We start from the raw sequence: 13,098 nt of genomic DNA on the forward strand, positions 1-13,098 counted from the left end.
AGACGCTTACGACACCATGAGTGGACACGGCCCGCAATTGGGGTTCAGGATCCTCGGGCCGCTCGAGGTCCTGCGTGACGGCATGCGCGTGGAACCGCGCGGCGCCAAACTGCGCACGCTCCTCATCGACCTGCTGCTGCACCGAAAGCAGTACCGAACTGGTCCACAACTGATCGACGATCTCTGGGCCGGACACCCGCCGGCCACCGCGCCCGGGATCTTGCGGAACTACTTGTCGCAACTGCGGGAACTGCTCGGGCCGGAAGTGCTGATCCGGCGTGGGGCCGGGTACGGCGTCGACATTCGCGCCGAGGAACTGGACAGCGAGCATTTCGAGCAGCTCTCGGTGCGGGCGCGAATCGCGGATCGCGATGGCGACCTCGCCGCGGTCCTCGACTCGACGACGGCAGCGCTGGCTTTGTGGCGTGGTCAGGCGCTGAGCGACGTCGTCGCTACAGAGTTCGCTCAGCCGCATATCGCTCGGCTGGAAGAGCTACGGCAAGCGACAACCGAGCTGCACCTGGAAGCGACGATCGCGACGGGTCGACCGCAGGAGGCGATCGCTCCGCTGGAGGAATTGGTGGTCGTCGAACCGATGCGCGAGCGGCTCTGGTGGCTGCTGATGCTTGCGCAGTACCGGTGCGGCCGACAGACGGACGCCCTACGCTCCTACCAGCGTGCACGGGCCGAGCTGGCAGCCCAGCTCGGCGTCGATCCCGGTCATGAGCTCCGCCAACTCGAAGTGGCGATCCTCAACCAGCGCCCTGAGCTCGACGACCTGCTCCGCCGCACCCCGGCACCGGCCGTCGTCTCGGGGTTACCGATCTCCGGTGTGCGTCCACTCCATCGCTACCGAAGTGCGCTGGTAGGACGGCAGGCCGAGTTGGACATCCTGGCCGTCCGTGTCGAGGCCGGAGCGGTGCTGACCCTGACCGGGATCGGGGGCGCAGGCAAGACGCGGCTAGCCATCGAGCTGGCGGAACGGCTGCGTCGCCTCTGGCCCGATGGGGTGGCGTTTGTGGATCTCGCGCCCGTGATCGACGAGGGGATGGTTGCCGCTGCCGCGCTGCTCGCTTTGGGGCTTGACGAGGAGCCGATCCGGCCTCCGCTCGACACCGTTGTCCGTGCGCTGCGGGATCGCAGGTTGTTGCTCGTGGTTGACAATTGCGAGCATCTGAGTGACGCGGTCGGGCGGCTCACCGGCGCCGTGGTCGACGCTGCACCAGGCTGCGCGGTGCTGGCCACCAGCCGCACGCCGCTAGGAATCCCCGGTGAGCGGATCTGGCCTGTGAGGCCGCTGGAGACCGACAACGAGCGGTCAGACGCGGTGCAACTGCTGGTGGAGCGCGCCGTTGCGGTGAATCCAGCTTTTCGCAGCGACGATCACACCGTCGAACTGGCTCGGCGGCTTGGTGGCCTGCCCTTGGCGATCGAGATGGTCGCGCCGTGGACTCGCACGCTGTCGACGCTCGATATAGCGGATCGGCTCGAACAGTTGGTCGCGATCGGTGATCACACCAGACCGGAACGACAGCAGCGGATGGCGGCGGTCTTCGAGTGGAGCGACCGCCGCCTGGATGCGGACACCCGTCGGGTCTACCACCGGCTCGGCGTGTTCGTCGGCGACTTCGACCTCGCTGCCGCCGAAGCAGTCGTCCCGGCCGACGACGCAGGGCGGCCGGCCGTACTGGTGTCGCTCGGCCAACTGGTCGATCACTCGTTGGTCATGGCGGAGACGTCGAGCGGACGGGCCCGATACCGGCTGCTGGAGCCGGTCCGGCAGTTCGCGGCAGACAGACTCGTCGATGACGGAGACGACCTTGCCGTTCGTGATCGCCACCTGCGGTACTACCGGTCGGTCGCGCTCGGGGTCGGCAAACACGCAGCCGGGCCGGAGGCAACGACCTGGCTCGGCCGCGCCGACCAGGAGATCGCCAATCTGCGCGCCGCGCACGACCATGCGCTACGGACAAGGCGCGCAGACGATGCCACGATCATGGCCGGTGGGTTGTATTGGTACTGGTGGATCCGGGCTTCTAGCACCGAAGGGATTGACCGCCTGCGACGTTCCCTCGAACTTCGGCCTGGCCCCGGCCCGCGTGCTCGCGCCCGAATCGGCCTGGCGTCGTTGCTCATCCAGGCCGACCGGCACGATGAAGCTGCGGAACAAGCCGAGGCGGCGCTCGAGGACGCACGCCTCATCAATGACCCGCGGCTCGAGGCACTCGCGGTCGGCACCGTCGGTCGGATCGCGGCCGATCGCGGTCAGTACGACGTGGCTGAGACAATGCTGCGGAGTGCCCAGATCCAATTCGAGGCATTGGGCCACCGTGGGGGAACGGCATGGTGCCTGTTCGTCCGTTACGTCGCCGCCGCATCGCCCGTTGCCCGTGCCCAAAAGCTACCCGGTCTGCGACGGGCCCATCGGATCTATACCGAGGACGGCATGCGGTGGGGCCAAACGTGGACGAGAAGCATGCTGGGCCTGGCCGCGATCCGGGAGGAACGGCTCGACGATGCGGCCCTCGAGCTGACTGCGGCGAATCGCCTCATCGACGAGGACGGTCTGCGCGACGAGCTCGCGGTCTACGCGAAATCCTTTCTGGGCGTGGTCAGCGCCAGGTCGGGACAGTTGCGGCTCACCGCCGATCTCCTCGCACAGTCCTTGACGATCGCGGAGGGATTTCCCGACCGGAGGCCGTTCGCTGCCTGGCGCTGGGCACTTGCTGAGGCCGCCGCTGCCGCTGGGGCCTCTGAGTTGGTCGCGCGCTCGCTCGGTGCCGGACACCGTCGTACCGATCCAACCGGGAACATGGTCGACGCTGTGCGACTCGCCGCTCTTCGCGCAGCGGTGGTCTCGGCGTTGGGCGAAGAACGCGCTGAAGTGCTGGCCAGTAGCGGGGCCCACGAGCAAGATCACCACCTGCTGGCTGCGCTCGAAGCCGCGCTGAGCAGCCGCTGAACAACGACTGAACGGTTCGCGGGCACGCTGATCACTGTGACTGCTGGACGCCGTGGGGTGGCACTGACCCCAATGGAAACCCGCGAAGACATCATCAGGCGCACTGCTGTGCTGGCAGACGACCTGGGCTACGAGGCGTTCGCCCTGCCGGAGGCATGGGGCATCGACTCAACCGTCCTGCTCACCCAGATCGGTCTGCAGACCCGACGGATCACGCTGGTGGCCGGTGTCCTGTCCGTTTGGGGCCGTACGCCAGCCACGCTCGCAATGACCGCGACCACGCTCTACCGCGCGAGTGACGGCCGATTCGTGCTGGGGCTAGGAACCAGCACAGCCCCGCTGGTCGAAGGATTCCATCGCATCCCGTTCGAGCATCCCGCTGCGCGGCTGCGCGAGGTCACCAGCGAGGTACGCCGCCTCGTCAACGGAGGACGCGCCCAGCACAACCCCGAACTGACGGCTCGCCCGCTCGCACTGGGTGTTCCGGCGATCCCCGACCTACCGATCTGGATCGCCGCAATCGGCGAACGCACCATCGAGGTGGCAGCGGACCTTGCCGACGGCTGGTTCCCGCTCTTCCAAACCCGTGCAAGCATCGCTGATCGGGCTGCACGATTCACCCGCCCGGTCACCGTGGCGGCCGGTCCGTTGACCGTCGCCGCGGCCGACCCTGAAGCCGCGCGGTCCGCAGTCGCCAGCGGCCTCGCCTGGTACCTGTGCGCGATGGGATCCGACTACGCCGCATCCGCAACCAGGCAAGGCCACGGTGCAGCGGTGCAAGCTGTGATGGCTGCGAACCCGAGGCCCAGCGTCCTTGGAGGCGTCGTCCCGCTGCAGGCCCAGGCGTTGCTCGACGAGTTCGGCGTCTGGGGAACTCCGGACAACGTCCGATTGGCGCTCGCGGACTGGGACGAGGCCGCCGACATTGTCATGCTCGGGCTGCCGCCAGGCCTGCCCTGGGCGCAGATCGAGGCGACCCTGCACGCGGCGGCACCAGGCAGTCACGAGCGGTCAGCTCGACTACTGGATCAGTCGGCCGGGGCCGCCTTGCCGGCGGAGAGCCCGTGACTGTGCAGGAGGGGCGCCATACGTCGGCACTGGAGTTTCTGGATGATGGCCCGACCTCCGAGCGGGATCGTCCGTTGCTCGAGCGGGTGTATGAACTTGCCGTACTGGCCGAGTCAGCGCGGCAAGCAATGACTGGTCGTGGCCAAGTGGTCCTGGTGTCGGGTGAAGCAGGGATCGGCAAGTCGAGACTGGTTGAGGCTGCCCGCGAGCAGCTCTCCGGTCGGTGGCAGGTGCTGATCGGACACTGCGATGACCTGGCGATCGCGCGTGTCCTCGGTCCGTTTCATGACTTGGTGGGCAGCGTTGGGTCCGAGCTGACCAATGCACTTCGAGCTGGGGCGGATCGCGATGAGGTTCTTTCCGCTCTCAGAGCTGAGCTGAGCTGGAGCGGACGGCCGACCCTGCTGGTGATCGAGGATGTGCAATGGGCTGATGACGCGTCGATCGATGCGCTGCAGTATCTGGTGCGCAGACTAGGTGATCTTCCGGTTGTCCTCGTACTGACGTATCGCGACGGGGAACTCGCCGCCGGTCATCCGGTACGGCGATTGGTCGGGTCTGCATCCGGTGTCGAAGGCACCCGGCATCTGCCACTCCGTGCGCTGAGCATTGCCGCCATACGTGAACTCTGCAGATCGAGCGTGCTCGATGCACGACAGGTGTATGACCTGACCGGCGGCAACCCGTTCTACGTCAGCGAGGTGTTGGCGGCCGGGTCGACGAGTGGGGTGCCACGGAGAGTCGCGGACACTGTGCTGTCCCGGATTCGGGATCTCGACAGAGTCAGCCGAGAGGTTATCGAGCAGTTGGCGTTGGTTCCCGCAGCCCTGGACAAGCAACTCGCCGATCGGTTGGTTGGTGACACAGCTGCGCTGATGGCCGCGGAGGAGCGAGGACTTCTTGAGGTGACGGCGAGCACCATCTCGTTTCCCTACGAGCTGGTGCGCCGCGCGATCGCCGACAGCATTCCTGCAGTACGTCGCTCGCGTCTCCACGGTGAGGTACTCAAGGCACTTCTCGAGCGTACGGACGCAGACCTACAACAGATCATGTATCACGCACGGGAGTCCGGCGACGGAGATGTCATCCTGCGGTATGGCGGATCTGCGGCGCAGGCAGCTACCCACCGAGAAGCGGCCGGCCATTACGGCCTGATGCTCGAGTACGCATCAGCGCTCCCGGCGGCTGCGCTGGCCGGCTTGCTCGAGTCGTATGCAAACGAGTGTTACATCGTCGGTGACGGACAACCGGGGATCGAAGCCATCCGGCGGGCAATCGACCTGCGACAGGAACTTGATGACCCAACAGCCGTGGGCGAAGACCTCTGGTTGTTGTCGCGGCTGTACCGGTCGTACGGAGTCTTCCAGGCGGCGACATCATCGGCTGTCAGTGCGGTCGCAGTTCTCGAACCGCTCGGAGCGTCGCGGTCACTGGCCCGCGGCTATGCCAATCTCGCAGGCATGCACCTGGCGAGCCTTCAGCCGTCAGACGCATTGCGGTTCGCCGAACGGGCGGTCGCGATGGCGCGTTTGACGGTTGACGAAGCCGTCCTGCCCGAGGCGTTGAACGCACTTGGATCTGTTGCCTGGGATCTGCCTGACGTCGATGCGCAATCGCTCTTGAAGGAGGGGCTCGAGGTCGCCGTTGCGACCGGCCATGTCGATGCCGCATGCCATGCATTCGCCATTCTCGGGCGGGGCCTGGCCGACAGATTCAGGCTCGACGAAGCGGAGTCGTATGTTCATGCCGGCCTGGAACTCGCGCAGGTCTCGGGCCATCTCGGCTGGCTGGCTCCGCTGCGCACGGAGCTTGCGATGATCGAGGCCAGCGGCGGCGCGTGGGACAACGCGGTGAGTCTGGCTGAGGAGATTTCGGCGGATCAGCCGGCCCAGCAGCGGTCCGCACTGACCGTGCTGGGGCGTGTCGCCGCCAGGCGCGGAAGTCGGGACAGCATCGAATTGCTCGCCTCGGCGGCTCGATCGGCACGTGACCTGGGGGACATGCGCAGCGTTGCTTCCGTGGCTGCTGCTGAGGCGGAAGCCGCGTGGCTCCGGGGTGATACCGCCGAAGTAGTGAGGATCGCCAGTACGCCGTTCCAGCAGGCTGTCGAGGAGCAGGCCGCCACGGTATGGCCCGAACTGGGGTACTGGCTGACGTGTGCCGGACGACAGGTGGAGATGCCAGCATCGGACAACCCGTATGCGCTCCTGGCCAGCGGTCGTTGGCAAGAAGCAGCAGGTATCTGGCTGGCCGGCGGGTGCCGATACGAGTACGCCATGGCGCTGTGCGAGAGCTCGGAAGCCAAGCAGTTGCTGCTGGCGCTCGATGACTTGACCTCGCTAGGCGGCAGACCGTTGGCAGCGATCGCTCGCCGCCGCCTACGGGATCTTGGAGTGTCACAGATTCCACGTGGGCGGCCGTCCTCAACGCGAGACAATCCGGCGGGTCTTACGTCGCGTCAACTCGAGGTCTTGCAGCTATTGGTTGACGGGCTGGCCGACCAGGAGATCGCCGAGCAGTTGGTGATCTCCGTACGCACGGCCAGCAACCACGTCGCCGCCGTACTGGACAAGCTCGGAGTCCACAGCAGATCAGAGGCAGCAAGGCTCGGAGTACCGCTCCTCCTGACGCCAACCGCCCGCTCACGCTAACGATCGGGGCCGAACTCGTCGTCGAGTCCGGCCCTTAGCCCTGCAACAACCTTGGCCCGGGCCCGCAGCTTCGTGGCCGTGTGGGCGGCGCGGTCGAGTGCTGCCAAGTGCCTTGCGACGGCCAGCGCGTCGTCGGCGAGGTTGGCTGGTTGCGCGACGCGATCAAGGATGCCGGCCGCGACTGCGAGATCCGGTGAGTAGGACTCGGCCAGGTTCACGACGCGGTCGAAGTGCGGTGGTGGCAGGCGGTATCGGCAGATCTCGACCGCGGCAAGGGGCAGAGTCAGGCCGATCGCGACCTCGTTGGCGGTCAGTTTGAACGGTCCCTGCGCGCCCACTCGGTAGTCGCCGCTGAGCGCGAGGAACAGCCCCATCGCGATGGCATGTCCGCTCACGGCGATCACCACAGGAGCGGGAAAGGTCAGCAGCCGCTCCGCCACTGTGAACCCTGCGCGGAGCATGGTCACGGCATCGGCTCCGCCACTACCGAGCGTCCTGAGATCGAAGCCGGCCGAAAAGTAGCCGCCGGTGCCCGTGAGCACCACGGTGGCCTCATCTGTTCGAGCCCGGTCCAGTGCCTCGTCGAGCTCTGCCAGCATCGTCGAGGACAGGGCATTCACCTTGCCGTCGTTCATCGTGATCGTCGCAACAGCATCGTGGAGCCGATAGCTGACGGCTGACCCGCTCGTCATGGGTATCCCTTCAGCGGATCGGTGCGTTGGGGACTGTGATGGCGAGGGAGTTGCTGAGATCTGAAACGCGGCCGGCGGAATCGATCGCGGCGATGGTGATGGCATGAGTGCTGCCGGGTTCCAGGACGCAGTCCAGGTTGACCAGGTCCCAGATCCGGAGGCTGGTTGCGCCGGTCAACGTGAACAAGCCGAGATTCGACGAATAGACCTTGTAGACAACCGCTTGAGTGTGAACGCTCGGCGTCCACTCGAGGCTGTGCAGCACGCCATTGACGAACACTGGGCGGAGATTGGCCGGTGCAGTTGGAGACGGCCCCGGCACCGAGGCTGTGGTGACGTTCAGGCGGACATCCGGAGCGCGGTTGCCCCGCGCGTCGAAGGTGGACAGGGTCGCGAGGTACGTCGTACCCGGGCGAAGGTCCTGGAAGACATGCGTCGTGCGGCTACCTGTGTCGTCGGAGTGGTGCGGCGTGTCCAGCGAGACGTGATAGCCCACCCCGCCGAAGTTGTCGTGAGCCGCGTCCCAGGCCAGGGACAGCGTATTTGCGGATGACGATGTCACCCGAAGATTGGCAGGCGTCGATGGCGGCTGGGTATCGCCTGCAGCGACTGCGGTGGCTGACGTGGCGAAGGCAAAACACAGAAGTGAGGCGAGTACGGCGATCAGAGAACGCGGGCGGATGAGCATGAGACGGACCTCCTCGTGAGCGGGGATTCCGCACCCAGTATCCGCACGCTGCTGGGAAGACGCTGGGAGGAATTCCGGACGCACCGGCGCACCCGGATTCGTTCGGAGGCAGGCCGGGCTCATTCGAATTCAGCAGTCGGGAAAGGTGTGCGTTTGCTCTGTGTGCGGAGACGGCGGTAGAAGTCATCCATAGTGATGGAAGTCGCGGCGTGCCGATCGATGATCCTGGCCATTTCAGGCGACACGCCATCGGGCTTCCGGCCCGGGATCCAGTCGCTGAGGAAGGTGTCGTGCTCGGATTCGCTCCGGATGCCGTCGGGCAAGTGGTAGCGGAGCAGATGGGCCGCGGCGTAGACGCGGTCGTAGCAGAGGTGTCGTGAGAGGAACTCGGACTCGGCTGCCGACAGGTCGAAGCCGCGGTACAGGGCAAGGCCGAAGTCAGCGAAGTACAGCTCCTGACCATCGGTGAGAAGATTGTTGAAGTGGGCATCGAAGTGGACCAGACCCTGGGCGCTCATGAAGTCGGCGCCGCTCATAAGGGCATTGTCCAGCCACTCGTACGACGCAGGGTCTGGGTGCTTGTTCAGCCAGCCGTCGAGTGTCGATGGTACGAACTCCAAGAAGACGACCAAGTTGTGCGAGGACCCGCCGATTGCCTCCAACCGTCGACGGACAGCCTCTGAGCCCTCCCAGTGCGCGACCATCGGATCGATGCCGCCGAACCCATCGGCGAAACCTTCCGGCGCCGAATCGGGCTGGATCCGCCAGTGATACATCAAGGGGAAGCCCGTGAACTCGTTCGCGAGCACCCAGTTGGTGGTCATGGTGTGCACGGCCAGTTCACGCCACGCCCCGAACCCGGCCGAGCCCACGCCGTACTGGTAAAACAGCGGAAGCTCGAACAGATTCGCCGTCGACCGTACGTTGCCCGGTTGTAACTCCAGATCCGTCAGCGGGATCCGTTTGACGAAGACTCGTGTCCCGTCGACATCCACCTCCGCCAACCTACCGCCGATGCCGGACTCCAGCGGATGTCCGGCGGCAACGACAGACCTGAGTTGCTGATCGCTCAGTAGCGACAGCTTCGTGGACACGGCGGCGTAAGCGGCACGTCGTGCTGCAAGACGGGGCGTCACCGGTCGAAGAGCTGGGCGGCTCGGCTGACGGCGTCGGCGCGGTTGCGGACGGCCAGTTTGTCCAGTACCGCGGCCACGTGATTGTTGGCCGTGCGCACGGAGATCGCCAGTCGTGAGGCGATTTCGGCGTCCGTCAATCCCTCCACGAGCAGTTGCAGGACCTCGAATTGACGTGGCGTCAGGCCTGCGGGATTCTGTCGCGGTGTCCGGGCCGAATCATGACGGATGCCCAGAGCACGCAGCCGTTGCCGCACAATTCTGGCAAGTGGCTTCGCTCCCAGGGTATCCAATTCCTCCACTGCTGCGACTAGCTGCTCGGGACTCCCACTCTCTGACAGAGCCAGCGCCGTTTCGTAGCGGCACCCGGCTCCTTGCCAGAGAGTGGCCGCCTCCAGCCAGTTGCCTACAGCAAGCAGTTGGTACGGGCCTCCGGTCTCGCTCATCTCGACCGGATGACCTGACTTTGTCAGCCAATAGCCAAGCTCCGGCCAGACGGTCCAGAGGTCCTCGTGGTAGGCCTTGCTGAAGGTGTCCCGCACGAGATCAGGCACGGCAACCCCTCTCAACCAGGCGGACTCAGCGGCTATCCCTGCCGCCCAACCCAAGTATCGTAGGTCCCCGATCTGGCGGCTGAGCACAAGGGCCGCGTCCGCGTGTTCGATGGCCGTGCTGTCGCCGCGTCTGTTGCCCACTCGCCCCAGAACGCCCAGCGCCATGCACCGATTCAGGCGCGAACTGGCCGGCATGATGGTCTTCGCTACCTGGACGGCACTGTCCCACGCTCCCCGACTGAGTTCGATCTTCGCCCGATGAACCCGCAAAGCGTTCAGCCATCCGTTCGCATCCGCCTTTGCTGCCAGCTTCAGCCCAGCCAGAACATGATGCTCGGCGTCATCGAACCGGAATCTGTCGATCAGCCGGGCTGCAATGTTGTCGTAGGCGCGGCAGGCAGCATCGGCCTCGCCTGCTTCGAGTGCCAGTTGCAGGCTGATCTCCATCAGCTTCTGGCCGTCGTCGTCGCCGAGCCCCCACCTGCACTCACCCAGATTGTTGAGAGCGAACGACAACGTGGACTTGTCTCCGCTGGCATGGGCCAGTTCAACGGCACGCTCAGCAGCCGGTACGGCGCTGGCCCAGCGATGAGCGAGCGTGTCGAGCTGTGCTTGGTGGCTGTAGGCAAGGGCGAGCAGGCGGGCCTCACTCAGCGGCTCGAGAACAGCTACTGCTTCTCGGGCCGAGACCTCGGCTGCCCGGCGGTCCCCATGCTGCCAGTGCATCCGGGACAACCAGCGCAGACCAGCACCGACGGCAGGTTCGTCCTTCAGCGTCCGGCGAAGGTCGATCGCTTGCTGTTGGGCCACCACAGCCGCCACCCCGGCATCGATCGTGTAGCACTCGATCGCGTACTCCTCGAGCAGTCCGGCGCGCTCGACCGACGGGACCAGGTCGGCGTGCTCGAGTACCAATCGATAATGACCGACCGCCTCTCGGTGTGCCCCGTCAGATGCAGCATCTCGTGCCGCAGCTGATCCGTATTTGATGGCCGCGGTATGGTCGCCGGCCGCGGAAGCGTGATAGGCGATCTGACCCGCATCGGCGCCGTCGCACCGTACCAAGGCGCCGAGTGCTCGTTCGTTGAGCATGAGCCGTCGCGAGCCGGGTAGCGCGCCGGCGATTGCCTGGCGAGTCAACTCATGCCGAAACGACACCCCGGCTGGGGTTACCGTCAGCAAGCCTCGCTCCTCAGCCTCGGCCAGGTCCGTCGTACTGCCGTCGGCGAGTTGCTCGACCAACCGGCGGTCGACTGCGCCAGGTAGGACCGCGAGCTGCTCGACCGCTGCGAGGGCTCCAGGGGACAGATTGCGGATCCTGCTCTGCACGGCGTCAACCACGGTGTCCGGTACTCCGTGCGTCGCGCCGTGGGTCAGCATTTCGCTGACGAAGAACGGATTGCCTGCTGTCGCCGCGAACACCTCGTCCGGATTCGATGAACTGCCGACGCAAAGCTGTCGGACGGCCTCGAGCGTCAGCCGGCGCAGCGGAAGGTGCCGAGTTCTGACACTTTCGGATGAGGCAGCGAGTAGCCGACGTACCGGATGGCCGGCTGCCAGGTCATCGCAATACGTCATCAGCAGTACGGCGGGCAGAGCCGCGATCCGACGTACGAGGTAATGCAAGATGTCGAGTGTGGCTTCATCAGCCCAGTGGACATCGTCGATCGCCAGCACAGTCGGGAGGTACCCACGACTGAACTCAGACCGCAAGGCGACAAACAGTTGCTCTCGATCGGTGTTCCGTCGGACAGCCGTAGCCAGATCCGAGCTGACATCGCACTCGATGTCGTGGAACGGCGCGAGAGCCCGACGCCTTGTCAGGTCGTCGCAGCGCCCCACCAGCATGCGGCCTCCCGTTGGTATCCGGCGTCGTGCTTCGTCGATCACGGTCGATCGTCCGATCCCGGCCTCACCAGAAACCAGAACTACACTGCCTCTACCCGCAGCGGCCGCAGCGGCTGCATGACCGATAGCAGACAGCTCTCGCTCCCGCTCAAGCACCGGCCGATTCGTTTCCCTGACCATGCCAGTGACACGGAGCACGCGTACCAGCGGTTCAAAGAGGCCTGAAAGACACAGAACTTTGTGGCCTGTGGCCCACTGCCGTCCCGGTGCGCAGCCGTCTGTCATGAGGACGGAGACTGGCGCGCGGTTCCGAATCCAGTGGGCGTAGTCACGCCAACTTGTCGGTTAGAGCCGGGTGTGATCGATCTCCAACGTGATGCCGACGAGATCACCGTGATCCTTTCCTTCCCTCACCCGGGCCGGCACCGCCAGTAGCCAACCAGCGGTCTTGTCCCGCCAGACACTGGTCGCCCAGGTGTGCCCATCGACTGTGGCGACTACTGGAACGCGCCCGAACGGACTGATCATGTCGGGTGCGTACTCCGCCGGTATTGGAGCGAACACCCAGCCGCTCGGTCCCTGCCAGCGGACGAGGGCGGTTGTGAATTCGGTCAAAGCTGGGTTGAGTGGGCTAGCTCGCCGGACTCGGCCCACAACATCTCGCCGACCAGGGAGTGCATCTCCGCGAGCAGCGGTAGCTCGGCTGCGTGCTTCATGAGCTGTTCTGGTCCATCTGGCTCGCTCCAGATCAAAATGTCCAACCAGACATCATCATCGAGCCGCACCAGCTCCGCCCGTACCAGTGCCTGGCACGCGGCCTGAGCCTGAGCGATGGCCGCCGGCCGTACCTGGAGCAGGTGCGCCACATTCTCCGGGTCGATCTTTGCCCGGAACACCTGTACTACGTTCGGCACGTCTGTTCTCCTCTGCGAGTCGTGATGCTGAGGCAGGTTGTGTCACGGACTCCTTCGGGCAGTCTGTGGTTGTGCTGAGGCTCGGGGGCGGCGCTCAGGCCGACATCTCGAGGCCGTCGGCTAGTCGCCGACGTTGGCAAGGCACAGTACGAAGCCCTTGTTGCTGGTGCCCTCCCAATAGACCTGGGCCACGTCCTTGAAGGCGCCGCAGGTACTCAGGGTCGCGTCTTCGCGGGGCTTGTCAGCCACTCGGCCGACGACCTTGAACTCGGCCTGAGGGTCGTTGCAGTCCACTTGTTCGAGGCCGTTGGAGCCAGACGCCCTGACGCAGTCGCCGACCTCGGCGTTAGCTGCGTTGTTCCTCGCGAGGTAGAGGACTCCTCCGATGACGAGGAGGATGACGATCACCGCGGTGGCGTTGGTGATCCGCTGTCTCTGGCTCAGCTTCGTCGCTGGGCCGTCCGTCGGGCTGCCTGATATCTCTTGGCTGGTCATTACGAAATCTCCCTGGCTGTGTGCGTCGAGTTGGCGACGATCGGAACATTCGTCCGTTCGAGTGGAGTGAGAATCAGGTGAGTTCCCGTGCCC

General features: G+C 65.4%; 10 protein-coding genes. 3 read left to right on the top strand and 7 right to left on the bottom strand.

Translation table 11 applies throughout. From position 1 onward, the window contains the following. Window positions 1-16: 16 nt before the first annotated feature. The 3 genes from E1261_RS03290 to E1261_RS03300 are packed head-to-tail and all read left to right on the top strand — an operon-like array spanning window position 17 to window position 6,681. Complete coding sequence (locus E1261_RS03290; protein ID WP_132401573.1) at window positions 17-2,962, top strand: AfsR/SARP family transcriptional regulator; 2,946 nt, start codon at window positions 17-19, stop codon at window positions 2,960-2,962. A 36-nt stretch (window positions 2,963-2,998) separates the two neighbouring features. Continuing rightward, complete coding sequence (locus tag E1261_RS03295; RefSeq protein ID WP_202874266.1) at window positions 2,999-4,030, top strand: LLM class flavin-dependent oxidoreductase; 1,032 nt, start codon at window positions 2,999-3,001, stop codon at window positions 4,028-4,030. Next, window positions 4,027-6,681, top strand: a complete 2,655-nt coding sequence (locus E1261_RS03300; protein WP_165952339.1) for an ATP-binding protein — start codon at window positions 4,027-4,029, stop codon at window positions 6,679-6,681. Before E1261_RS03295 ends, E1261_RS03300 begins: the two co-directional genes overlap by 4 nt. Here the strand turns inward: E1261_RS03300 and E1261_RS03305 are convergent. The 7 genes from E1261_RS03305 to E1261_RS03330 form a co-directional block, all read right to left on the bottom strand. Continuing rightward, entirely contained in the window at window positions 6,678-7,373 is a 696-nt protein-coding gene (locus E1261_RS03305; protein WP_132401578.1) for a crotonase/enoyl-CoA hydratase family protein, read from the bottom strand. The genes E1261_RS03300 and E1261_RS03305 overlap by 4 nt on opposite strands. Window positions 7,374-7,383: 10 nt before the next feature. Beyond that, a complete protein-coding gene (locus tag E1261_RS03310) occupies window positions 7,384-8,061 on the bottom strand; it encodes a fibronectin type III domain-containing protein (protein ID WP_165952340.1) in 678 nt (225 codons plus the stop codon). A 119-nt stretch (window positions 8,062-8,180) separates the two neighbouring features. Then, complete coding sequence (locus E1261_RS03315) at window positions 8,181-9,155, bottom strand: protein kinase family protein (RefSeq protein WP_202874267.1); 975 nt, start codon at window positions 9,153-9,155, stop codon at window positions 8,181-8,183. A gap of 38 nt (window positions 9,156-9,193) precedes the next feature. Beyond that, window positions 9,194-11,881 (bottom strand): ATP-binding protein, encoded by a 2,688-nt coding sequence (locus E1261_RS03320; protein ID WP_132401584.1) that lies wholly within the window; start codon window positions 11,879-11,881, stop codon window positions 9,194-9,196. 60 nt (window positions 11,882-11,941) lie between these two features. Then, complete coding sequence (locus E1261_RS45085; protein WP_272948545.1) at window positions 11,942-12,250, bottom strand: DUF1905 domain-containing protein; 309 nt, start codon at window positions 12,248-12,250, stop codon at window positions 11,942-11,944. After that, window positions 12,208-12,510 carry a hypothetical protein gene (locus E1261_RS45090; RefSeq protein ID WP_165952343.1) on the bottom strand — a complete coding sequence of 101 codons (303 nt, stop codon included), beginning with the start codon at window positions 12,508-12,510 and terminating at the stop codon, window positions 12,208-12,210. Before E1261_RS45090 ends, E1261_RS45085 begins: the two co-directional genes overlap by 43 nt. A 120-nt stretch (window positions 12,511-12,630) precedes the next feature. Further along, window positions 12,631-13,005, bottom strand: a complete 375-nt coding sequence (locus E1261_RS03330; RefSeq protein WP_132401589.1) for an LppU/SCO3897 family protein — start codon at window positions 13,003-13,005, stop codon at window positions 12,631-12,633. Window positions 13,006-13,098 lie beyond the last annotated feature (93 nt).

This window comes from Kribbella albertanoniae, from assembly GCF_004348455.1.
Classification (GTDB): Bacteria; Actinomycetota; Actinomycetes; order Propionibacteriales; family Kribbellaceae; genus Kribbella; species Kribbella albertanoniae.

What these genes read in the sequence shown, in the direction of transcription:
- E1261_RS03320 (WP_132401584.1), bottom strand. Translation starts at nt 11,881, where the DNA reads ATGACAGACGGCTGCGCACCGGGACGGCAGTGGGCCACAGGCCACAAA.
- E1261_RS03330 (WP_132401589.1), bottom strand. Translation starts at nt 13,005, where the DNA reads ATGACCAGCCAAGAGATATCAGGCAGCCCGACGGACGGCCCAGCGACG.
- E1261_RS03305 (WP_132401578.1), bottom strand. Translation starts at nt 7,373, where the DNA reads ATGACGAGCGGGTCAGCCGTCAGCTATCGGCTCCACGATGCTGTTGCG.
- E1261_RS03290 (WP_132401573.1), top strand. Translation starts at nt 17, where the DNA reads ATGAGTGGACACGGCCCGCAATTGGGGTTCAGGATCCTCGGGCCGCTC.
- E1261_RS03310 (WP_165952340.1), bottom strand. Translation starts at nt 8,061, where the DNA reads ATGCTCATCCGCCCGCGTTCTCTGATCGCCGTACTCGCCTCACTTCTG.